The sequence below is a fragment of the Emticicia fontis genome (genome assembly GCF_054779675.1).
This window is the reverse complement of record NZ_BAAGXU010000051.1, coordinates 122,685-144,235: the sequence shown is the minus strand read 5'-3', so window position 1 is coordinate 144,235 and position 21,551 is coordinate 122,685. Positions and strand designations below refer to the sequence as shown.

The window sequence follows — 21,551 nt, the reverse complement described above, 5'->3', positions numbered from 1 at the left end:
AAATAAAAAAGCCACCTTGTGCGAGGTGGCTTTAAATAGTATTAATATCTGGTTGGCTTAATATCTATCGTAGAAACGCTTGATTCGGCTCGTAACCTGGTCGTAAATGGGTTTGGTAAACTCAATGAATAATTGTTGAGGTGCAGGTGGAAGTTCTTCGCGGCGTTGTGCCAGTGCTCTATCTGCCGTACTTAGTGCTCTTTCATCGCCATTATAGGTAAGCCAGTCGTTTACCCATGTAAATTCGCCAGGAATTTCTTCTCTTGAAAGAACCTTGTTGGTCTGATAATCGAATATCTCTAATGATAGGATACCCCGTGAACGAACGGCTTTATGCGAACGAACGATTCTTGCCTGAACTTTTCCATAGACAGGCACTTTTTTGCCGTTCACAGTGGCTTCACCTGTTTTTACGCTGTCTTTGCTTATCACAGTCAGGCGGTCATTGGTTACATTGGTTTCGCCTACTACAAAATCTATGAATTCCAGTCTCACAATCTGGTCAGGGTTGAGTTTAACAGACTTCGCTTCTTGTGGGGAATAGAATCTGACAAATTTATTCATGCGTCTGTTGGTACGAAGAAATTCATCTATTTTTCCCTGAAAATACTCATTGCTGTATTGATAAAGGCGAGAATTGATTTTAGGTTGCTCAAGCACTACATGATAAGAGCCTGCATTCAGCGCGTCTTCCAGACGATTTTGTACATCTTTAAAGTTTGGTGCAAAAGAGGCAATACGCTCAAAATGGCTATAAGCCGCTCTTGCCGATTCACGGCTTGGTAATGTACCCGGGCGAGACTTCATTAAATCATTGCCTAGAGCATAGCGTTCAGCAGCGGCATTTTCACGGGCTTCGTCTTCTTCTCTGAAATAACTCTGTGGGTTAACTAATCTACGACAGGCCATACATTTATCGATGGCATTCTGCATATTATTTAGTTTTGAATAATAGTCTAATACGGCTTCCCATCTGAATTGTTGATTGGCATTTCTGGCGCGGTCAATATCTCTCAGGAATTCGTTTTGAGCATTTCGGTAAGCTTCTGGCAATACGGCGGCAGCTTTGCTGTTATCTGTATCCTTTTTCAATTTCTCAGTCGACTGCATGACTGCATCGTAAAAATTCCCTTTTTCGAGGGCTTTGGTGCCGCTTTTAGAACAGGATGCAAGGAAACAGATTGTGCCAATGGTTATAGCATAAATAATAGTTCTCATGAAGACATCAAAAGGTATAGTGTTCGGAAATACTTCGCAATATACTATTTTTCTAAATGTTTTGTTGAGGGTAGAAATTAAAACAAAAAGCGCGATGTATAAAATACAGCACGCTTTCTGATTGTATGTTTTGTTTTTAGTTTTTCAAATCAGCGAGCTTCTGGGTTTTGATTTTCTCTTGTAGCTTTAAAATGCCTCCAATCAAGGCTTCTGGACGAGGAGGGCAGCCGGGTACATATACATCTACCGGAATGATTCTATCAACCCCTTTTACTACATGATATCCATGTTCCCAATAAGGACCCCCGCAATTAGAGCAACTGCCCATGGAAATTACATATTTCGGGTCTGGCATTTGTTCATACAAACGGCTGATTCTGTCGGCCATTTTAAAGGTAACAGTGCCTGAAATAATCATTAAATCTGATTGACGAGGGGAGTTTCTCGGGAAAACACCGAAACGCTCAAGGTCATACGAAGAGGCGAAAGTAGCCATCATTTCAATAGCGCAGCAAGCCAGACCAAAGCCCATCGGCCAGATAGAATTGGCTCTTGCCCAGTTGGCCATTTCGTCGAGCGAAGTAAGAATTACCTCACTTTCACCCGTCTTTATATGTACATCCTTTTCAAGTGAGTCGAAATTCATTTTTCTTCGTACTTTTTATTCACATTCTCATACATACTCATCGGAATCTTACTTTTGAATTTCGAGGCTTTTATTTCAGGTTTTACCCATTCGAGATGGCCTTTGGCCCATACATAAGCTAAGCCCAGAGCCAGTACCACAATGAATATTATCATTTCAACCAGTGTAAACCAACCCCATTGTCCGTTAGTTTGTTCGATGAACTCCTTGCTACCAAATACAGTAGCCCAGGGAAACAGGAAAACCAGTTCCACATCAAACAGAATGAAGACAAGAGCCACCACATAGAAGCGGATATTGAACCGGATATTGGCATTACCAATGGGGTCTTCTCCTGATTCGTAGGTAGTAAGTTTTTCTACAGTTGGTTTTTTAGGTCGCAATAGCCACGAAATGCCAAAGACCAGCATCAGGGCTACGGCGGCAAAAATAAGTGCCAGTAAGACTATACCGAAGTCGGATAACATAAGATTAATTTTCTAATTCGCGGTAGGCTAGAATACCTCCTAAAACATTGTGTACATCTTCAAAGCCTTTAGAGATTAAAAACTCTTTTGCTCTGCCGCTACGCGCACCACTACGGCAATGTAAATAGATAGGTTGTCCTTTCAATTCTTCGAGCTCGTCTATTCTATCAGGTAATTCACCTAATGGGATCAGTTTTGCGCCCAGATTATCATCTTCATATTCATAATCTTCACGTACATCAATCAGATTAATCGGTTGTTCGCTATCGAGCATTTCTTTTAGTTGCTCGGCCGTAATGTCATAATTTTTCTCCATTAGTATATCAGTTTTGGATGTATTAAATAATAAGGGCATGTATTAATCTACAACCACAATCTTACGATTTAAATTCTTTCTGCCATCAGAAAAGTTCACAAGATAAGTACCAGTTGTGAGATTTCCGATATTCAATTCATTTCCTTCTACTTTTCTGGATAAAACCTCTCTGCCCACCATATCAAAAATCCTGATTTGCTTAATACCTGTTACGTTCCATCTGAGCACGCCTGAGGTTGGGTTTGGATAAACCACCAGGGGTTCTCCGAAAGGTTCTTCGGTAGACAAAACACTTCCACTACCACCGCCTGAGGCCTTAGTTGCTATTATGGGCCGAACCATCAGGCTGCCTTTCAGCGAAGTATTTTGTATCCAGTTGGTTCCATCATTATAGAATATCTTATCAGCAAACTGAGGTGTATTTTTATCTACTCCAACTGCAATTACTTCCTGTGTTACTTTGGTCCAGGCTACATAAAATGTATCCTTTATGGCTACATTTTGCTTTAATTTATAGAGATTAAAGTAATTAGGCGTTTTGCCATAAACTACAAATACACTATCTCCTGATTCCTGATGTAAAACTTTTCCGGGTTTACCTTTTGCACTCTCTAAAATTTGTAGTATAAAATACTGCTTACCAATTTTTGCGGTATCTTTAGTAAATGGGTTATTAAAATAAGGGCTGAAATTCATCATGACAGCACCGATGCTATCAGGCTTGCTCAAGATATACTGAATAGCCACTTTACCTAGCGCCTGATCAAAATCTGCGCCTATTTCTGCTGTCCCATCATCATAGGCATAATAATCGTCCAGAATTGTGTGCGTTGAAACTGAATCATTTAAGGCAAGATTATAGCCGGGCAAGTTGGGCTGTACGGCATCGAGTGTCTTTACAGTAAACTGGAATTTCAGGATAGCTTTGGCCGAAGAAAAGTTGGTAATCGTTGGAAAAACCAATTGACGTGAACCTGTCAGACGAGGAGGTAAATTTCCGAAAGAAGTACCGGATGCATCATAATAAACCCGACCGGATACTATATCCTGTATTTTCCAGGAATATTCAGGGAAGTTGGCATCTGCCTGTAAATTGAATAGTTCGGCTCTTAAGGTATCTCTTACTTCGGCAGTAGGGTTTACCATAAACTGCCGCATCGGCATTGCCGTATAGCGTTTAAGATAAGACGAGGTAATTCTGGTTGCAGCTATATCTTTTGTATAAATATCGCGGATATTCCGGTTTTTATTCAGGTATACATAATCTACATGCCAGGTATCAAAAGCACCGGATTGTCGGCCTTTGGTTGCAAAACGGAACTGGAAATTGGCATGAAAAAAAGACGTATCCTTAATAGCAATCAGGTCTTGCTCAAAAACATCACTTCTTACCCCATTCTGTTTCCAGACTGTTTTCCAGTCACCACTTCTGGTGAGAAACGAAACCATCAGGGTATCATCATTGTCCGGCAATTCTCCCAGGCCTTTGGCCTCCCAGAAAAAACTTAAGTATAGGGAATCGGCAGGTTTATAGATTGATAAATTGATTGGTCGTGAGGTCAATGAATCTGTTAGGCCATAAGCCAGTTGATTGGTATAATCATAAGGCAAACCTACAGCATTTCGCCCGTCGAAAGTGGCTACATTTTTGCTCGGCTGATTGAGCGGGAACGTATTATTGATACTGGTGCCTCCGTTTATCCACAATTTAGAATCTGGGTTAGGACCTATAGTGGTGGAGAAATCATCAAAAAAAGGTATCTGAACTGTTTGGCTATAAGCCGTTTGTAGAGAAATCAGCAGCAATAAAATAACAGACCTGCAAATGCTTACAGGTCTGTTGTCTGAAAAGATATGCATATAAAAATAAATCTTTTGCACGTTGTTTGGATTCTATGGTTAGTATCAATTAGGTGCATTCGGGTCTGTACCCGCCACATCTACATCGATAACGTCTCCGGCACGGATTTTATTTCCTGATGCCGCAGGTCTTTGGCGCACAATTGTTCCGTCAGCAGAACCGTCTACTGCACCCACATAATGGATAGAGATAGAAAGGTTTTGACCTGAAACCAGTATTTCAGCTTCATCCGATGCCATACCTATCAGATTTGGTACTTCAATCATCTGGTCGCCTAAGCCATCTCCTACAACCAAGGTTACTTTTGAACCTTTAGGAACGGCTGAGCCTGGAGTTATTTCACGACCATCAACTTTTATTTTCATGATTGAATTTTCTTCTAGCGCAGCAATGTATTCTATATCTCCTGCTACCAGACCATTACTTAATAGCTGATTTTTTGCACTTGACACCGAGCGACGAAGGATATCAGGCATTTTTACCATCGGAGCCGTTTCAGATACTATCGTCAGATAGACTTTACGACCTTCTTTTACACTTGAACCTGCTTTGGGGAACTGCGTAAGGATGGTAAGTGGTCTTGCACCTGCCACAAATGTACAGTCGCTCACTTCATAATCAAGGTCACGATCATCCAATGCTTTTTCCATTTCTTCTAATGACATTCCTTTCAGTTCGGGAACTGTAATAGATTGCCCATGATTTGTACTCCAGGGAAGGTACAAAAAGAAGAAACTAAAGAAAAGTATCAAAAAGATAGCCAGGATGATACCAATATGCGTGAAAATATCTGCTCGTGAGCTTGTACTAAATTTTGCCATTTGAATAGGTTTGCATTCTGAATTCTATAACAAAGCGAAACAGTCACTTTGTTATAGAATCAATGCAAAAAAAAGGGATTTATTGGAAAATACAAAGAATTTTATTTTATGCCGCCTGTCCACTCTTTCAGTGGCTTCTGCAATACTAGTATAATAGCACCTACAGCCAGACAGAACCAAACGATACTCATAAACATATCCGGCATTTGTTGCACGTTTTCTTCGTCGAAACCTCCGGCAAATAGACCTGCTACCAGATTACCCAAAGCCGTAGCCACAAACCATACACCCATCAGCTGACTTAAGAATTGCTTAGGAGCCAGTTTAGTATAGGCACTTAAACCCACCGGACTTAAACATAATTCGCCTAAAGTATGGAAAACATAGGTAAAAGTAAGTACCAAAGCTGAGGCTTTTAAGCCCTGAACTGCTACCTTAGCCCCCATTACCATGATATAATAGCCTAATGCCACCAGGAATAGGGCAATGGCAAATTTTACTAATAATGGCGGATTAGCCTTACGTCTTTCAAGAAATACCCAGATGCCACCTACTACCGGTGCAAAAAGCAGAATGAAGAAGGCATTGAAATTCTGAAACCAGCTTGAAGGCATACCAAAAGGAAGTTCAGAGTGACGGTCGGCAAAGATTTGTAAAGAAGAGCCCTGCTGTTCAAAACCAGCCCAGAATAATACTGCTCCCCAAAAAAGAATGAAAAGAATGACTACGCGTTTCATTTCGATTTTGGTCAAACCCGATGCAAATAGGAGATTAGCGAAATAGACTAATACGACTGCCACACAGATAACACCCATTGAGGTGGCCGTACTCTTCTTGGTATCCCAGCTGAATGTGCCGTTAAACTGCATCACCAAAAGAAATACAATTAAGGCGCCCAACAAAACCCATGAAAGCGGTTGTACTTTGATAGAAACATTATCAGTGTTTTTTGATTTACCAGCCTTTGGATACATTCCTTTCTCTTGCAGATAAGGTGCCGCAAAAAAGCGATAAATGATTAGGCCAAAGAACATGGCTACTGCCGCTGCTCCAAAACCATAATGCCAACCTACTTTTTGTCCCAAGTATCCTACAATCGTAATCCCCAGGAAAGAACCCAGATTGATACCCATATAGAAGATAGAGAAGGCTGCATCGCGCACGGCACCACCTGCAGGGTATAATTCACTAACTATTGAACTGATATTGGGTTTTAATAATCCGGTGCCGATAGCCACCATCGCTAAACCTAAAAAGAAAACGGGCTGGGTAGACGGAAATGCTAGTACTATATGCCCTAGCATAATGATGATGCCGCCATACCAAATGGCTTTGCGTTGCCCTAAAACGTTATCTGCCAACCAACCGCCGGGTAATGCTAATAAATAAACCGAAAAAGTGTATAGACCATAGGTAGCGCCGCCTTCTCCTTCTTTCAGCCCCATGCCGCCGCTGGTTTTGTCTAATAAAAATAGTAGCAAGATGGCGCGCATTCCATAATAGGAAAAACGCTCCCACATTTCGGTAAAAGATAATACAAACAGCCCCCTCGGGTGTCCAAATAATGTTTTGTCGCTCATTAGGTTTAGAGTTAAAGATGAATCGTAATAAGGGAATTTTGACTTTAATAATCAGAATTTTACCGTAAATAACGCATATTTTAGAAAAATACATCTATTTGTAACCAAAAAACTTCAATTGTGCCGACATTTTAGGTCAAAAAAGCGAAGAAATGTGTAGAGAAGATGAGTTAAAATCTTGTCTTAAATTAAAGGAAAATTCATTCTCAATACGTTTGAAAAATTATAGCGAAATTTCGCTGATATTCCTTGTTTCGCATTTGTATTATTCTTATTTTTGTATCACTTCATCAGAACCCCTAATCACATTAGCTTTTATAGGTAAGAGATTGATAGTGACAGCGGCTGTGTTGTTGGATACACGGGTCTATGTTGAATAAAATATTATGTTTTAAGGTTTAATTTTGCTTAGAATAAAAATAGAAAGGCCCCGCTTTTAGCGGGGCTTGTTTTTTGTTCCTCTATACTGTTGAATAGGCTATTGTTACAGAAATCATCCCTAAAATGTCTGCTCAGAATAGTAGATTGTCTACTTTATTAAATCCCCATCAATAATAGTTTAGAGTTTTCGTATATTGGTGTGATTTATTGTTAATATCTATAGTTAAGCACGTTAACTATAACCAAAAGTTAAGTTTTTAAAGTATGAGGCATGAATCTGAATTCGAGATCTTTTTTGATAATTCAAAATGGCGGACAATAGTAGACTTACTTTTAAGAGAGGGTTTTGAAATGGAGATAGATAGTTTTTTACATATCTGTTATGCAAGAAAGAGTATGGGCAATTATGAAGTTAGTCTTGTGGCTGAACCTGACAACTGGGCGATACGAAGGTCAAGTGAATGGGAACTTCAATGGGAATTATTGATATACACTAGTAAAATATTACATTGTACAGGATATATAGAAGGGAAAAAGGAGGAAATAGTCCATTTTTTAATGTACTTTTTTGATTTTGCCATGTCAAGAAAGTTTCTAATAAAGCCGACAAAATTCTGTCTTAATAGCAGTGAAAATAAATGGATAAAGATAGAAAGTGAAGCCGATATTTATGAGATTTTTGATGAGAATAGTCCGAAAATAAAAAGCTATGGGCAGATTTAAGTAAATGATTTTTACTTAACAAAATACCATTTCAACTGTTATTATAGAGTAATCAAACTTAACCATAAATTCTAGCAATGATTAAATCAATTATTACGTTTCAGGTATTCTTATTGAGTATCTGGGCGTTGTTTCCGGTAATTAAAACAGAAGAAGCAATTCCTGCTTCTGCAATCACTGTCTGTCATTCTGTGCCTGGTTCAGAGCCTGAAAAAGATGGTATGAAACAATTTGCGCTTGACCCTGCCTTTCAGGCATTACACCCGGCACCGCTACCGTTGAACTATGATGCAGTTGGACAAGATATTACATTTAAAACACTAGATGGAAAGGATGCCAAAGGCTATTTTATTAAGGCCAAAGGTAATAGCAATAAATGGCTATTTGTGTATCAGGAATGGTGGGGATTGAACGATTATATTAAACGCCAATCGGATACTTATTATAAAGACCTAGGCGAAAATGTGAATGTATTGGCATTGGATATGTATGATGGTCAAGTAGCAAGTACTCCGCAGGATGCCGGTAAATTGATGTCAGGCGTGAATGAAACCCGTTTGGAGAATATCGTGAAAGGCGGTATGGAATATGCAGGCAAAAATGCTAAAATTGCTAACGTAGGTTGGTGTTTTGGTGGTGGGTGGTCTTTGCGTTCAGGCTTATTGGGTGGTCCTCAAACTGTTGGTACAGTAATGTATTATGGTATGCCTGTACGCGATGTTGAGCAGTTGAAAAAACTTAATGGGGATGTATTAGGCTTATTTGCCACAGAAACGCGTATCTCAAAAGAAGTGATTGAAGAATTTGATACCAACATGAAAACTGCCGGGAAAAAGCTGACTTACAAGATTTTTCCAGGTGTTCATGGCTTTGCCAATCCTAGTAATCCGAAATATGATGAAGCCGGAGCTAAAGAAGCTTATGCGATGTCATTAGCCTATCTGAAAAAGAAATTTTAATTCAGCGCCTGTTAAATACTGGATTTTTAACTAAATTTCGGCCGTTCTTAAACTACGACTCTAAATATTATTTACATCTATGAAATTACTGATTCCGGTTTTATTTATCATTATTGGCATTTCTTCGTTCGTTTCTATCAGTTCTACCTCTAAAAAAGACAATAACTCCATCGTATGGAAAGATACTTTAATGGCTGATCGTGAGAAATACATCAATATGTATAAAGATTCAATCAGAGGTAAAGAAAATATGGCGGCTGATTCGGTTTTCAAGAATATCAAGGTGTTGAAAGGGAAATCGGCAGAGCAGGTATTGAGCATCATGAATAGCTGGGGACATGCACTAGGCGTAACCTGTAAGTTCTGCCATGATATGAACAATTTTGCTTCTGAAAAACCTCGTCATTATCTGCAAACCCGCGAAATGTTTGATATGACCAATCAATTGAACAGAGAGATATTAGCTAATCTGAAAACATTCCGTCAACCGGTAGTAATGGGTTGTATTTCATGCCATAACGAAATGAAAGAACCTCCGCACGATGGTCCGAAAGTAGAAGGTAATGGAGCAAGACCTCGTCCGAGAAATTAATTTTAAATATGTCTGGTTCTGAATAGTTGTATCTCTTATTTAGGACCAGACAGAGTTTTTAGTTAAAATTTCCTGATAGTCTTCACTGCAATATTGAAACCTTCTATCGGAGTGATGTGTAAACTTACTTTTCTATAAGTTCTATTTTTTATTGCCATCTTTAAAGCTTCTATGAATGCTTTTGTTTCTAAAGTATTGGCAACATGATACCCAACAATCTTTTTCGAATAGGCATCCGTCACCAATGATAAATACATAGGATTCGTTCTGTTACCAATATAGGTTATATCAGAAACCCATATCTGCTCCGGCCTATCTGGCGTTACATTTTCAATTAAATTCTTATGTTTTTTTAAACGATGATGAGAATCCGTTGTGATGTGATAACTCCTTTTGGGCTTGATTAGTAAATTGTTAGCTTTCAGAATAGAAAATAATCTATCTCTTCCAACCTTGAGGGGTTTCAATTTGTCCAACAATAGATAAAATAACTTCCTGGTTCCGATTCGAGGAATTTGAAGACGAATATCCCGAACCATACCTAGTACTTTGTCAATTAACTTTCTTGTACGTGTGTTAATATGAATCGAACGGTAATAAACCTGTCTCGTAATCCCAAGCAATCTACATAAGCCTGTCAAGCTTTCATTTTGTTCAGTTTTGTAGCGATTGATTGATTGGGTTAATACTTTTTTCGGATAGGAATTTTGAATTCTTTCTCAGCGATATCTATCATCATATCGAAGAATATAGCTTTCTTATCCGCTTGTTCAACTTTCTTTTCCAGTTCTTTCTTTTGCTTTTCCAACAAAAGTACCCTCTGCTCTAATTCTAACAGTTTCTGGTCTTTCGATTTTGGCATCTTTTGAGTCGATTTATTTATCCAATCAAAGTTACCATATTTTCGGGCGGCGGCTTTTATTCCCAATTCTCCGTTTTCAACCTCTTGAACTACGGCTAATTTAAAAGCATAGCTGTAATCTTTCTGTGTACGCTTAACGTAATGGTTTTCAATTGTTTCTTTCATAACATTACTTTTATTGTAACGCTATTTCAGGACTAGACACAATTAGCAAATGACCTATTCATTATCAGAGGTAGTAATGCCGATGCGATAAATAATTTTTAAAAACCTAAAAAAAACTATGCAGATAGTTTTGAAACTAAAAATTTAGTTATACATTTGTTTCGTACTAAGGCCTTATATAAATTCATTTAATCGGAAAAACAATGGAACTCAGAGAATTGACCCGTGCGGAAGAGGAAGTAATGCAAATATTATGGACTCGTGAACCCGCCTTTGTAAAAGATATACTAGAAGAGTTTCCTGAGCCACGCCCAGCCTATAATACTGTTTCAACTATTGTACGCATTTTAGAGCAGAAAGGTTTTATTGGTCATAAAGCCTATGGCAAAACTCACGAATACTTCTCGATGGTAAGTAAAGAAGAATACAAATCTTTTGCAACAGGAAAATTAATGGAAGGGTATTTTGAAAATTCGGTTGAAGAAATGTTTTCATTCTTTGTCAGAGAAAAGAAAATTGATGTACAGGAAGCAGATGAGATATTGAAGCTCATCGAAAAAATGAAAAAGCAATAATTTGTGTCTATTATGTAGGTATAAATTAACTATTACAGGTAAGTTTAATTAAGTACTATTCACGAAAAATTTTAACGACTGTGATATTATGAGTGTACTAATCTACCTTCTGAAAGTGAATCTCATTCTGGTTACTTTCTATGCTTTTTACTGGGTGTTTTTACGTAAAAATACCTTTTTTCAAACGAATCGTTTGTATCTTTTGCTATCTGTGGTAGTATCTTTTCTGATGCCTTTGATGAAAATCCGGCATAACTATACTTTCTCGCAGAAGCTTCCTGTGACATTGAATGAATTGCCAGCCGAATCAATTAAAGAGGTGGTTTATCAACCAGTTTTTAGTGAGAACTATGAGTATGTCTTTAACTGGATAGATATTGTCTCTGCTATTTATCTGGCTGGAGTGGTGGTTTTTAGCCTGCGATTTATCATCGCGCTGGTAAAAATCTATTTTCTATTACGCGATAGTGAGCCGATAGATATGTCAGAAACACGTAGTGGGCGCGAATATTGGTTGTTGCGGACAAACAAGGCTTTTTCATCGTATTCTTTTTTCAATTTCCTGATTTTGAATAAAGAGGATATATTTTATAACCGAAATATTATTACCGACCATGAAGAGGTGCATATCAGTCAGGGGCATAGTTGGGATATATTTTTTATTGAACTTACACATATATTCTGTTGGTTTAATCCGCTACTAATATCCTACAAAACAGCCTTGACACGTCTGCATGAATTTATTGCCGATAGCATTGTGGAAGGAGACCAAAAAGTGCCGTATGCAGAGTTTTTGTTTGCGTATAATTTCAGAATGAATGCCACTCCTTTAGGCAACGATTTCTTTAAGGATTCATTGCTGAAAGAAAGGATTCAGATGATGATGAAGACCCGTACACCACTTTGGGTAATCAGCAAATACATATTTATATTACCGTTAGTTGTTTGCATGGGCTACTTTGTAGTGGCGCAGGATGTAAGAAGGATAAAAGATAATACCTTGTTGCCAGCAGAGTTTAAAGGTGGAATAAGAGCTTTTGAATCATATTTTGCCAAAAACTTCCGATACCCGGAAGGCAAAAGAGTAGAAGGCGATATATATGCTTCATTTGTTGTAGACAAAGAAGGAATATTATCTGAATGGTCGATTGATAAGGGATTACGCCCTGATTATAATAGCAGAGTGGCTAATTTGCTTTATAATATGCCCTATTGGACACCTGCCGAAAGAAGAAAGAAACCTGTTGAATCAAGGGTTTTTCTGAGAATAACCTTAGGTAAGTCGTATGGTATTGTTGCCAATCAGAGTAATATAGACCCCGCTTTCAGGGGGGTAATAGTGATTGACGACCAGATTATAAGTCGAGCCAGAAAACTCTATTGGGAAGATTACACTGCTCTCTTGAAAAGCAATAAAAACCTTGATGAAAATGAGAGCACCTATCTGAAATTCATAGGAGAAAATCAGACTCTTATTGATAGATATGGTGAGCAGGCAGAATTTGGGGTAGACCTCTGGATGAGCAAAAAGCAAATGCTGATTATTCATAACCGGGAAGAATTAAATTACATTAAAGGTAGTGCCTATTCGATAGTAGTGGAAGACGCAAAAGTTGAGCTATTATCGCCTAAAGAAGCCACTAAGAAATATGGTAAAAAAGGCAAAGACGGAGCTATCATCGTGAATGATAATTATTAATGTTCAACAAATTACTCAAATCTTTAACAAAAAATTATGAAAAAGCTATTTTGTATTCTGACAATGACTGTGTTTTCTGTGACTATTGCTTTTGCTCAAAAAGCAGATAAAAGTAAACAATTATTTGAGCAGGTAGACCAAACCCCCGAATTTCCGGGGGGAATGCCTGCTATGTTAGATTTCATTGGTAAAAACCTGAAATATCCTAAACAAGCACGTGATAAGAAGATTCAAGGGAAAGTATTAATTAAATTAATTATTGAAGAAGACGGAAGTATTAGCGATACGTCTATTATGCAGGGCTTAGGATATGGTTGTGACGAAGAGGTGACTCGCGTTGTGAAAGCCATGCCTAAATGGGTGCCAGGCAAAAGGGACAATGAACTGGTGCGGACGTCGATGGTATTACCAATCATGTTCGCATTAGAAAGGAAAAACTCAAAATAATGGACTTTTTATTTTATCTCGTTCAGGTAAATCTGTACTTAATACTCTTTTACTCTTTTTATCGGCTCGTACTTTTCGGTGAAACTTTTCATCAGTTGAATCGGGCATATTTAGTCGCATCAGCCTTGCTTTCGTTCGGTATTCCTTTATGGTATTCCGAGCAGGTGCAATCGTGGTTTATTACCAAAGAAATCAATGAGGTGTTTTATACACTGTATGACCCCTCTATGATTCTGATCCGACCGACAAAAGGAGTTAGCTTTACCTGGGCAGATATTTTAGAAGGGCTATATATCATAGGTATCAGTATTTTCAGCATTCGTCTGTCTATTACCTTGCTGCAACTGATAGTAGTATTGAAGAACAAGGATTTTGAGAAATTTACCGCTTTTTCTTTCTTCGGATACAGCTTTGTAGATGAAACACTCAAAAAACGGGATACGATTCTGGCTCACGAGCACGTACATATGCAACAATTGCACTCGGCGGATGTCATGATTTTTGAGGTAATTGCGATTCTAAACTGGTTCAATCCGGTGGTGTATCAATATAAAAAAGACATTAAGCATATCCATGAGTTTATAGCCGATGATATTGCGGCACAAAAAGAAAACTCAAAGGCAGATTATGCCATGCTACTATTCTCACAAGAATTTGGGCTGCAACCCGACCAATTAACCAATAGGTTCTTTACACATTCAACCCTTAAACGCCGTATTCAGATGCTTAGTAAACCCCGCTCCCGTAATATTATGCTGTTGAAATACGGTTTATCTGTCCCTTTATTTATTCTGATGCTAGTATTTTCATCGGCTACAATTGCTAAGAATAAAGTATTGGGTATGGTAGAAGGAAAACTCTCGGATCTGACGGAGAGTAGAGTAGAGTTTGAAGAGCCTGTGGGTGTGATAGATAGAAAAAGGATATTAGTAGATAAAACACAAGATAAAACGATTACAGGCAAAGTAACCTCGGCAGAAGATGGAAGACCCTTAGCCGGAGTGATTGTTGAGCTACTGAATAAAGATAAAGGTACTACTACTGATGCTAAAGGTGATTTTAAAATGAGTGTTTCGGATAGTGATAGATTACGCTTTAGTTTCAAAGGGTTTAAAACTATTGTTGTGCCAGTATATGAGAAGACTGTAATGGATGTGTCGCTTGAAACAAAATCACCTGAACATATAGCGTTGGGAGAGGTTAAAGTAATGGCCGAGAAAAGAAGTGCCTGGGGAAATGATGAATTGATTTTTGAATCTGTTGATGAGAACCCTGAGTATCCGGGTGGAATGAAAGAATTATTTGCTTTTATTAGTAGTAACCTGAGATACCCATTAGAAGCAGAAAAGAATAATATATCAGGAAAAGTATTTGTTAAATTCTTTGTGAGAAAAGATGGTTCTATCAGTGATATAAAAGTTCTGAAAGGAATTGGCTATGGCTGCGATGAAGAAACCGTAAGGGTGATTTCACAAATGCCTCGCTGGAAACCAGGGAAGCAAAATGGTGAGCCTGTAAATGTCATGTTTACCATACCTATCAAATTCGAGATGCCAGATGATAAGGGTGTTGATGTGCTGGTAGGAGATGATAAAAGTGTTAATGTGTTCAAGATACCAACAAGTGATGCGAGATTCAGGATAAGAGGGATTACTGATGTTAATGAACCCTTGTTTATTGTTGACGGAAAAGAAATAAAAAGAGAAGGCCTAAGCCTGCTGAACCCTAACGATATTGACTCAATTCATGTATTGAAAGGGCAAGAAGCTGCTAAAAGCTATGGAGAAAAAGGTAAAGGAGGAGTAATTATTATTAATAAAAAGCTTGCATTTAAAGATACAAAGAAATAGTTTGTTTTTAGGTTTTGTATTTGGCGAAGACAGGTAAACATGATTTGTTTACTTTGTCTTCGTTAATGTTTTAATCAAGCTATGAGTTTGAAATAGTTTTCAATTCCCAGTTTGGATGAAATGCTTTCATTAAGATACTATATTGGATGGATGCAAATGCTCCTGATGTTTCCATAATTCCTGAAACACCGCGCTATTTTCTTTCAGGTGCTTGAAGGTACCTTCATCAATGATACGGCCATTCTGTAAGATATATACGTAGTCAAATTTGGTGAGCAGGTGAAGGCGATGTAGTGAAGATAACACTGCCTTATCCTTAAACTCCCTGAAGAGCTTGTTATAAATCTGTACTTCTGTTTTAGGGTCTACGCTACTAGTTGGCTCGTCTAGCAAGACGATTTCGCTTAAGCGCGCTGCCAGAACGCCTCTAGCCAATGCCAGACGCTGTTTTTGTCCACCGGATAGATTAACTCCTTTCTCCTGAATATTCGATTCCAGACCTTTGGGTAAGTGTTGAATAACCTCTTTGAAATGTGCTGTTTCACTCACATTCATGATGTCGTTTTCTTCAAAAGGTAGGCCTAATGTGATATTATAGGCAATGGTATTCTCAAATATTTCAGGCTCTTGCGGGAAGAGCGTGATGGTTTCAGAGATAATATCCAATGAATCATAATTCTCACCATCTATAGAGACCTTCACATTAGGCTCGGTATCATACAAGCCCCTTAGAAGGGCTAACAAGGTGCTTTTGCCACTACCACTTTCACCGATAAAGGCAATCTTTTTGCCCTTTTCTATCTGGATATTCAGGTTATGTAGGCTATGCGCAGTTTTGGTTTCTTCATAGGTGGCGTTGTGCGAGAAGTTAAGTCCTGAAATAGAAATCTTTTTCCAGTTTTCCGGCAAGTCCTGCACAGTATCCGGGCGATGGTGTTCCTGATAGGATTCTCCGATACTTCTGGCTGTTTGCACATCAGTGTTATATTGCACAATGTTGGTATATTGCCAGGCCACATCATGAAACACACTAGTAAACTGAATGACATAACCCAGAAGTGTAACCAAACCACCTATATAAAAAGGCTGGCCTGGCGTCCAGTGCTGGTACACATAGCCTATCGCAATTACGCAGTAGATGAGTGTTACTAATGTATCCGCTACAAACCATTTCCACTCATTTAACCGCACATTTTTGCGAAATGGAGGTAGCACTTCCTTGACCTTCTGCATCAGGCTAGACTCCATTCTTTTTTCCAGACGTAGAGTGATTACGGTAATGATATTGGATAAACTATCAAAAAGGGTAGAGGATACCAAGTGCTCTTTTTCGTTGGTTTCGTCTAGGGCTTTAATGAATGGCTTGTCGAACTTGAATATAACCCAGATAGTAAAAAGCCCCATCAAGATACCAATGCCACCGAATAAAGGTGAAAAATAAAGCATCGCCCCAAACGAAAACACAAATTTGAATATGGCGTGCAAAAACATGAAACCATCCTGAAAGAAATGTTTCAGCGCTTCATAAGCCTTGCGGATACGGTTAATCGTAGACCCACTATGATTATCCTGATGCCAGCGGATGGGCAAATGGAGCGTCTGATGGTAGAGTTCATCGAGAAAGTTTCTGCTCAGGTTAAAGGCTAAGTGTCTTTCCATGACACGGGCAGGGCCATGAAAACTCCATTCCAATAGTTTTAATAATAAGAATAAGCCTCCGTAAAGTAGTGTACTATCCCATATTTTGGAACTATCCCGCTGAATACTATCCACAAACCAGCCATATAAAAGCGGATTAAGCGCAGCTACCACATTAGCCATGACGAAAAGGCTGTATATAAAAACATATCTGCTCTTTTCCTGACGGGCATATTTCCAGGCAGTGCGGAGGAGGTTTACGTATGGATTATTCATAGGTTATGACAAAACTATTGCAAAGGACGATATTTTTTAGCAGATTTTCCTGAAAAGACTGTTATAATTGTGTAAACTGCCAATAACACGCGCAGCATCATGATTTAATGATTATCATTGTATATGAATTAAAGTTGCCCGATAACTATGCACAAAGTCATTGATATTGATAAATATATCCTGCTTGATTTTACAGCTAATAATACTGAATTAGGAGAGGTGGATTTGGTAGATACTACTAAATTTTCAAAATATGTATTCGATAAAATCTATTCGGCAGGGGTGAAGATGGGAGTAGGAGGCTATATGGAGAATCGGGTGATTTATCGGAGAAGTGAACATTTTTCTAGTGCCAACGAAGTGCAAAGAAATATTCATTTAGGTGTTGATTTGTGGGCAGAGGCGGGCACTTCTGTCTATGCACCACTTGACGGGAAAGTGCATAGTTTCCGACATAATAATCATTTCGGTGATTATGGCCCGACAATTATTCTGGAACATATTTATGAGGATAAGCCCCTTTACACACTTTACGGCCATCTATCTTTAGAATCATTAAACGTGTTGTATGAGGGAAAACCTATTCAAGCAGGTGAGAAAATAGCGGAAATCGGCAATTATCCAGTGAATGGTGATTGGCCACCGCATTTGCATTTTCAGGTCATGACTGATATGCTGGGTATGCAAGGAGATTTTCCGGGTGTTTGTGCTGAAGCCGACAGTGAGAAGTTTCAGAAGATTTGTTTGAATCCTGATTTTTTGTTAGGGTTGTAAACAAAAGAATGTGGCACAAACTTCCGGTTCGCGCCACATTCTTTTGTTTTACCCTTTATAAAATATCCATTTACCAATTTCTTTGAAGGTCGGTTTTTTGCCGAACATCAGGATACCTACACGGTAGATGCGGGCAGCTAACCAGGTAGTGCCGATAAAACCTCCGGTAAGGATGGTCATTGACAAAATAATCTGCCAAGCTGGTACACCGAATGGAATCCGTACCATCATAATGATAGGTGAGGTAAAAGGAATCATGGATGTCCAGAAGGCTAGGGTGCCATCAGGTTCACGAATCACAAACTGGGCTATAGCAATCGAGAAAATAATGGGAAGCGTAATAGGAAGCATGAATTGTTGTACATCTGTTTCACTATCCACGGCTGAGCCTACTGCACCGAATAAGGCACTATAGAGCAGGTATCCACCTAAGAAATAGAAAATAAAACAAACCAGGATTGTTACCCAAGGTAAAGTCTGCACGGCTTTCATGGCTTTGCCATACATACCCACTCCCTTAGACGGATCTTTCTTGACCTGTTTTTCTATTTCCTGAGCCTGCGGCATATTTTTCTGCACTTGCTCTAACCTTTGTTGTGGAGACCCTGCAAACTTTTCACCAAATAGAGATGTAGCTGCGGTTGTGATAGCTATAGACAAGACAATCCATAGTGTAAACTGGGTTAAACCCACTAAAGCCACGCCAATTATTTTACCCATCATCAATTCAAAAGGCTTGATAGATGAGATAATTACTTCTACAATACGGCTCGTTTTTTCTTCCATTACACTTCTCATCACCTGTACACCGAAAATAAATACAGTGATATAGACCAGGAAAGCACAGATATAGCCTATAACCGTAGCAGCTACCGAGCTATTACTTTTCTCACCCTCTTCGCTTAGGCTGATGGTCTCGCTATTAACATTCATTTTAGCATCTTCCAATACTTTTGGCGTAATACCAGCCTCTGTAAGCTTGATGGTCTCAATCTCGTTTTCAATGGTTTTTTCAATTCCACTTTGTAACTCAATCGAAAGGCTTTTCTCCGAGAAAATCTTTACGCCTTTCGGGTTTTCCATAATGTCTTTCGGGATGAAAACCAATGCATCATAGTCGCTTTTGGCGAAGTCTTTCTTGGCAGTTTCAAGGGTTTCTGAAGAGTAGCTATACGCCAGTTCTTCTGTATTTTTAAACTTATCTTTGAATAAATTGCTTTGGTCTATCACCTCTACTTTCTTAAGGCTGATAGATGACATGGCTGTCCAGCCGATGAAGCCGTAAAATGCACCAATTAAGAGTGGGCCGAGGATTGTCATCACAATAAACGACTTTTTGCGCACTCTGGTGAGGTATTCTCTTTTTAAAACGAGGAATATGTTTTTCATGATAATGTAAGCTTGTTTGAAGAATGAAAATCAATATCTTATTGAGGTATCTCATTGACTGCCGAAATGAAAATATCATTCATACTCGGAATATTCTCTCCAAAAGTACGTATCTCTACCTTATCAATTAATTGTCTGACTAGACTATTGACAGGAATCTCAGGTTTCAGTTTAATGTTCGATTTCTTATAGTTGTCTTCAACTATAGTGGTGTTAATCACTTCGAAATCTTCAAATTTACCACTTAAATCACCCAGATATTCTACACTGTATGTATGTGTTTTAAACTGTTCTTTGATTTGTTTCTTAGGGCCGTCTAATACCTTATGCGATTTATTAATTAAGGCCACGTTGTCACATAATTCCTCTACAGATTCCATACGATGGGTTGAGAAAATGATGGTTGTGCCTTTTTTCTTCAATTCCAATATCTCGTCTTTAATCAGGTTGGCATTGATGGGATCAAAACCTGAGAAAGGTTCATCCAGAATAATCAATTGTGGTTCGTGTAAAACAGTAGCTACGAACTGGATTTTCTGCTGCATACCTTTTGACAGGTCTTCCACGTTCTTTGTCCACCATGTTTTAATATCAAATTTGATAAACCACTCTTTGAGTTTTTCCATTGCTTGTTTTTCTGACAAGCCTTTCAATTGTGCCAGATATAACAATTGCTCACCGACTTTCATTTTTTTATAAAGTCCACGCTCTTCCGGCAAATAACCGATTTCTTTGATATGTTCGGGTTGAAGCTTTTGCCCGTCAAATAATACATAGCCTTCGTCGGGGCCGGTAATCTGATTAATGATACGAATGAGGGAGGTTTTTCCTGCGCCATTTGGCCCCAGCAGACCAAAGATTACGCCTTTTGGAACATTGATGCTTACATCGTTGAGAGCCGTATGGTTAGCATAGCGTTTCACAACATTGTGTACTTCGAGAATATTATTCACGGTAGTTTTAGTTGGTTTAGTGGCTCAAAGTTAAAGGTCTTATCAAAAGTAATAAAGAAATCTATATAAAAGGATTTATTCTTTCATGAATGGCGTTAAAAATTAAAATTTCCTGAACCTATTGATCGTATATGCGAATAAGGGATTAAAAGTTCATCCAAATGCAAAGAGCAGTAGCTATTTTTCCATAATAAGTCCATTGCTTGATCGACTTTGAAAGCCATTTGAATATTGGCTAGTAGTTGTAACCAGTTAAAGAAAGATTCAACGGGTTGGCTGATAGATGAAACTACGGTTGAAAACAATCTGAGCAGGTAATAATGGACATTGAATCAGTTAGAACTATTGGAAGAGTAGCCTCATTTTTATCTAAATCTTCAATTAAGCAACTCATTAAACTTGGAAAAATGGTAGAAAAATGGTTAAAGCAGCTTACAAATGTTTCATAGTTTGGTAACTTTGGAAATTAATTTTTCTAATGTGCTAAAATGTACTAATGCATAGACTTAATCTTATACTTTTTATGGAATGCCACACAAAAAAATAGATCGCTATGATTTCTTCATCCTTGAAAGCCCTAGAATTTGGACTTGGTAACATAATCTGCTATTATAGCGTTCGCAAACGTAATAGTACAAAGAGATAAAGATAACCGGGTCGCCGATGCTGTTGCATAACTTCTCACCACTTTTTTTACTCGACATCTATTTTAATTCCTTATTTGCTTAAGTTATCTAAAATACGATAAAAACTAAATAGCTTACTGAAATGCTGAAAAAACGGGAGCTGTTGGCTCCCAAAGTATATTAATCTAAATTGTTCACATAAGCTATTACTTATAATATTCTCTTATCTGAAAAAGGAAATAGCCAGATATGAGAAAAGTAATAAGGGCATCGAAGAACTCTAAGTGAACTAAATCGCTTAAGATAAATAGAAGAAAAGCATAATAAGACCATACCCAGCCCTCTCGCTTACGATCAAATAGCCCTTTAATAGAAAGTAGACTACAGAATAAACCTAAGGCGCTCAATAATATACTGATAGACCATAAAATATTGTCGAAAAAGGCTGTGAAAAGGCTGGCAAATGGAGAGAGGCCAATGACAAAAATAAATAATGGCACAAGCAAAACCATAATCAATGGCGTTACTTTAACAATGAACTCTTTCCACTCAACAGGTAATTGAAAAGGGATGGTTTTAGTAAATAGAGGAAGTATCTCTTTTTCTAAAGGTTTGTCTGCAGGTATTAAATTCATGACTGATAATTGAGTTTTGGGATCGTAAATCTAAGTTTTGCTTTGAATATACTATTAAAAGCGATTTAGTGGGGTTTTGTTTAAAATTGGGGGGAGTT

21 protein-coding genes are annotated in these 21,551 nt (G+C 38.3%); 8 read left to right on the top strand and 13 right to left on the bottom strand.

Features of this window, described 5'->3' with window-relative positions; genetic code table 11:
- Window positions 1–57: 57 nt before the first annotated feature.
- The 7 genes from ACYVFA_RS21635 to ACYVFA_RS21605 form a co-directional block, all read right to left on the bottom strand.
- Window positions 58–1,218: a hypothetical protein gene (locus ACYVFA_RS21635; protein WP_460473951.1), complete on the bottom strand. Its 1,161-nt coding sequence runs from the start codon at window positions 1,216–1,218 to the stop codon at window positions 58–60.
- 136 nt (window positions 1,219–1,354) lie between these two features.
- Window positions 1,355–1,864: an NADH-quinone oxidoreductase subunit B gene (locus ACYVFA_RS21630; RefSeq protein ID WP_130021207.1), complete on the bottom strand. Its 510-nt coding sequence runs from the start codon at window positions 1,862–1,864 to the stop codon at window positions 1,355–1,357.
- Entirely contained in the window at window positions 1,861–2,331 is a 471-nt protein-coding gene (locus tag ACYVFA_RS21625) for an NADH-quinone oxidoreductase subunit A (RefSeq protein WP_460473950.1), read from the bottom strand. The genes ACYVFA_RS21630 and ACYVFA_RS21625 overlap by 4 nt, the downstream gene beginning before the upstream one ends.
- Before the next feature lie 4 nt (window positions 2,332–2,335).
- Window positions 2,336–2,647 (bottom strand): rhodanese-like domain-containing protein, encoded by a 312-nt coding sequence (locus ACYVFA_RS21620; protein ID WP_460473949.1) that lies wholly within the window; start codon window positions 2,645–2,647, stop codon window positions 2,336–2,338.
- A 42-nt stretch (window positions 2,648–2,689) separates the two neighbouring features.
- Entirely contained in the window at window positions 2,690–4,507 is a 1,818-nt protein-coding gene (locus ACYVFA_RS21615) for a T9SS type A sorting domain-containing protein (protein ID WP_460473948.1), read from the bottom strand.
- A gap of 45 nt (window positions 4,508–4,552) precedes the next feature.
- On the bottom strand, window positions 4,553–5,329 hold the full coding sequence (locus tag ACYVFA_RS21610; RefSeq protein ID WP_460473947.1) for a PASTA domain-containing protein: 777 nt from the start codon (window positions 5,327–5,329) through the stop codon (window positions 4,553–4,555).
- A gap of 101 nt (window positions 5,330–5,430) precedes the next feature.
- Window positions 5,431–6,909 carry a peptide MFS transporter gene (locus ACYVFA_RS21605; RefSeq protein ID WP_460473946.1) on the bottom strand — a complete coding sequence of 493 codons (1,479 nt, stop codon included), beginning with the start codon at window positions 6,907–6,909 and terminating at the stop codon, window positions 5,431–5,433.
- A gap of 645 nt (window positions 6,910–7,554) precedes the next feature.
- Between ACYVFA_RS21605 and ACYVFA_RS21600 the strand changes: the two genes are divergently transcribed.
- The 3 genes from ACYVFA_RS21600 to ACYVFA_RS21590 all read left to right on the top strand — a co-directional run bounded on the left by ACYVFA_RS21600 (window position 7,555) and on the right by ACYVFA_RS21590 (window position 9,564).
- Complete coding sequence (locus tag ACYVFA_RS21600) at window positions 7,555–8,013, top strand: hypothetical protein (protein ID WP_460473945.1); 459 nt, start codon at window positions 7,555–7,557, stop codon at window positions 8,011–8,013.
- A 77-nt stretch (window positions 8,014–8,090) separates the two neighbouring features.
- A complete protein-coding gene (locus ACYVFA_RS21595; RefSeq protein WP_460473944.1) occupies window positions 8,091–8,972 on the top strand; it encodes a dienelactone hydrolase family protein in 882 nt (293 codons plus the stop codon).
- Between the two features lie 79 nt (window positions 8,973–9,051).
- Entirely contained in the window at window positions 9,052–9,564 is a 513-nt protein-coding gene (locus ACYVFA_RS21590) for a photosynthetic reaction center cytochrome c subunit family protein (protein ID WP_460473943.1), read from the top strand.
- 62 nt (window positions 9,565–9,626) lie between these two features.
- On the opposite strand, the gene ACYVFA_RS21585 is transcribed toward ACYVFA_RS21590, so the two are convergent.
- Both ACYVFA_RS21585 and ACYVFA_RS21580 read right to left on the bottom strand, forming a co-directional pair.
- Window positions 9,627–10,031: a DDE-type integrase/transposase/recombinase gene (locus ACYVFA_RS21585; RefSeq protein ID WP_460473942.1), complete on the bottom strand. Its 405-nt coding sequence runs from the start codon at window positions 10,029–10,031 to the stop codon at window positions 9,627–9,629.
- A gap of 215 nt (window positions 10,032–10,246) precedes the next feature.
- The gene (locus tag ACYVFA_RS21580; protein ID WP_460473941.1) at window positions 10,247–10,591 is read right to left on the bottom strand and encodes a transposase; all 345 of its coding nucleotides are present in this window, start codon (window positions 10,589–10,591) and stop codon (window positions 10,247–10,249) included.
- A gap of 203 nt (window positions 10,592–10,794) precedes the next feature.
- Between ACYVFA_RS21580 and ACYVFA_RS21575 the strand changes: the two genes are divergently transcribed.
- From ACYVFA_RS21575 to ACYVFA_RS21560, 4 genes are all read left to right on the top strand, one after another.
- Window positions 10,795–11,166, top strand: coding sequence for a BlaI/MecI/CopY family transcriptional regulator (locus ACYVFA_RS21575; protein ID WP_460473940.1), 372 nt, complete (start codon window positions 10,795–10,797; stop codon window positions 11,164–11,166).
- 88 nt (window positions 11,167–11,254) lie between these two features.
- Window positions 11,255–12,865, top strand: a complete 1,611-nt coding sequence (locus ACYVFA_RS21570; RefSeq protein ID WP_460473939.1) for a M56 family metallopeptidase — start codon at window positions 11,255–11,257, stop codon at window positions 12,863–12,865.
- Between the two features lie 36 nt (window positions 12,866–12,901).
- On the top strand, window positions 12,902–13,312 hold the full coding sequence (locus tag ACYVFA_RS21565) for an energy transducer TonB (protein ID WP_460473938.1): 411 nt from the start codon (window positions 12,902–12,904) through the stop codon (window positions 13,310–13,312).
- Window positions 13,312–15,162 (top strand): M56 family metallopeptidase, encoded by a 1,851-nt coding sequence (locus ACYVFA_RS21560; protein ID WP_460473937.1) that lies wholly within the window; start codon window positions 13,312–13,314, stop codon window positions 15,160–15,162. The genes ACYVFA_RS21565 and ACYVFA_RS21560 overlap by 1 nt, the downstream gene beginning before the upstream one ends.
- 129 nt (window positions 15,163–15,291) lie before the next feature.
- Here the strand turns inward: ACYVFA_RS21560 and ACYVFA_RS21555 are convergent, their stop codons facing one another.
- Window positions 15,292–17,076 carry an ABC transporter ATP-binding protein gene (locus ACYVFA_RS21555; RefSeq protein WP_460473936.1) on the bottom strand — a complete coding sequence of 595 codons (1,785 nt, stop codon included), beginning with the start codon at window positions 17,074–17,076 and terminating at the stop codon, window positions 15,292–15,294.
- Between the two features lie 147 nt (window positions 17,077–17,223).
- On the opposite strand from ACYVFA_RS21555, the gene ACYVFA_RS21550 reads away from it, so the two are divergent.
- Window positions 17,224–17,850: a peptidoglycan DD-metalloendopeptidase family protein gene (locus ACYVFA_RS21550; protein ID WP_460473935.1), complete on the top strand. Its 627-nt coding sequence runs from the start codon at window positions 17,224–17,226 to the stop codon at window positions 17,848–17,850.
- A 48-nt stretch (window positions 17,851–17,898) separates the two neighbouring features.
- Here the strand turns inward: ACYVFA_RS21550 and ACYVFA_RS21545 are convergent, their stop codons facing one another.
- From ACYVFA_RS21545 to ACYVFA_RS21535, 3 genes are all read right to left on the bottom strand, one after another.
- A complete protein-coding gene (locus ACYVFA_RS21545) occupies window positions 17,899–19,239 on the bottom strand; it encodes an ABC transporter permease (protein ID WP_460473934.1) in 1,341 nt (446 codons plus the stop codon).
- Between the two features lie 38 nt (window positions 19,240–19,277).
- Window positions 19,278–20,192 carry an ABC transporter ATP-binding protein gene (locus ACYVFA_RS21540; protein ID WP_460473933.1) on the bottom strand — a complete coding sequence of 305 codons (915 nt, stop codon included), beginning with the start codon at window positions 20,190–20,192 and terminating at the stop codon, window positions 19,278–19,280.
- Between the two features lie 832 nt (window positions 20,193–21,024).
- Window positions 21,025–21,453: a hypothetical protein gene (locus ACYVFA_RS21535; RefSeq protein ID WP_460473932.1), complete on the bottom strand. Its 429-nt coding sequence runs from the start codon at window positions 21,451–21,453 to the stop codon at window positions 21,025–21,027.
- Window positions 21,454–21,551 lie beyond the last annotated feature (98 nt).

Coding starts and splice junctions, on each gene's coding strand:
- ACYVFA_RS21635 (WP_460473951.1), bottom strand. CDS start 1,218: ATGAGAACTATTATTTATGCTATAACCATTGGCACAATCTGTTTCCTT.
- ACYVFA_RS21630 (WP_130021207.1), bottom strand. CDS start 1,864: ATGAATTTCGACTCACTTGAAAAGGATGTACATATAAAGACGGGTGAA.
- ACYVFA_RS21625 (WP_460473950.1), bottom strand. CDS start 2,331: ATGTTATCCGACTTCGGTATAGTCTTACTGGCACTTATTTTTGCCGCC.
- ACYVFA_RS21620 (WP_460473949.1), bottom strand. CDS start 2,647: ATGGAGAAAAATTATGACATTACGGCCGAGCAACTAAAAGAAATGCTC.
- ACYVFA_RS21615 (WP_460473948.1), bottom strand. CDS start 4,507: ATGCATATCTTTTCAGACAACAGACCTGTAAGCATTTGCAGGTCTGTT.
- ACYVFA_RS21610 (WP_460473947.1), bottom strand. CDS start 5,329: ATGGCAAAATTTAGTACAAGCTCACGAGCAGATATTTTCACGCATATT.
- ACYVFA_RS21605 (WP_460473946.1), bottom strand. CDS start 6,909: ATGAGCGACAAAACATTATTTGGACACCCGAGGGGGCTGTTTGTATTA.
- ACYVFA_RS21600 (WP_460473945.1), top strand. CDS start 7,555: ATGAGGCATGAATCTGAATTCGAGATCTTTTTTGATAATTCAAAATGG.
- ACYVFA_RS21595 (WP_460473944.1), top strand. CDS start 8,091: ATGATTAAATCAATTATTACGTTTCAGGTATTCTTATTGAGTATCTGG.
- ACYVFA_RS21590 (WP_460473943.1), top strand. CDS start 9,052: ATGAAATTACTGATTCCGGTTTTATTTATCATTATTGGCATTTCTTCG.
- ACYVFA_RS21580 (WP_460473941.1), bottom strand. CDS start 10,591: ATGAAAGAAACAATTGAAAACCATTACGTTAAGCGTACACAGAAAGAT.
- ACYVFA_RS21575 (WP_460473940.1), top strand. CDS start 10,795: ATGGAACTCAGAGAATTGACCCGTGCGGAAGAGGAAGTAATGCAAATA.
- ACYVFA_RS21570 (WP_460473939.1), top strand. CDS start 11,255: ATGAGTGTACTAATCTACCTTCTGAAAGTGAATCTCATTCTGGTTACT.
- ACYVFA_RS21565 (WP_460473938.1), top strand. CDS start 12,902: ATGAAAAAGCTATTTTGTATTCTGACAATGACTGTGTTTTCTGTGACT.
- ACYVFA_RS21560 (WP_460473937.1), top strand. CDS start 13,312: ATGGACTTTTTATTTTATCTCGTTCAGGTAAATCTGTACTTAATACTC.
- ACYVFA_RS21555 (WP_460473936.1), bottom strand. CDS start 17,076: ATGAATAATCCATACGTAAACCTCCTCCGCACTGCCTGGAAATATGCC.
- ACYVFA_RS21550 (WP_460473935.1), top strand. CDS start 17,224: ATGCACAAAGTCATTGATATTGATAAATATATCCTGCTTGATTTTACA.
- ACYVFA_RS21545 (WP_460473934.1), bottom strand. CDS start 19,239: ATGAAAAACATATTCCTCGTTTTAAAAAGAGAATACCTCACCAGAGTG.
- ACYVFA_RS21535 (WP_460473932.1), bottom strand. CDS start 21,453: ATGAATTTAATACCTGCAGACAAACCTTTAGAAAAAGAGATACTTCCT.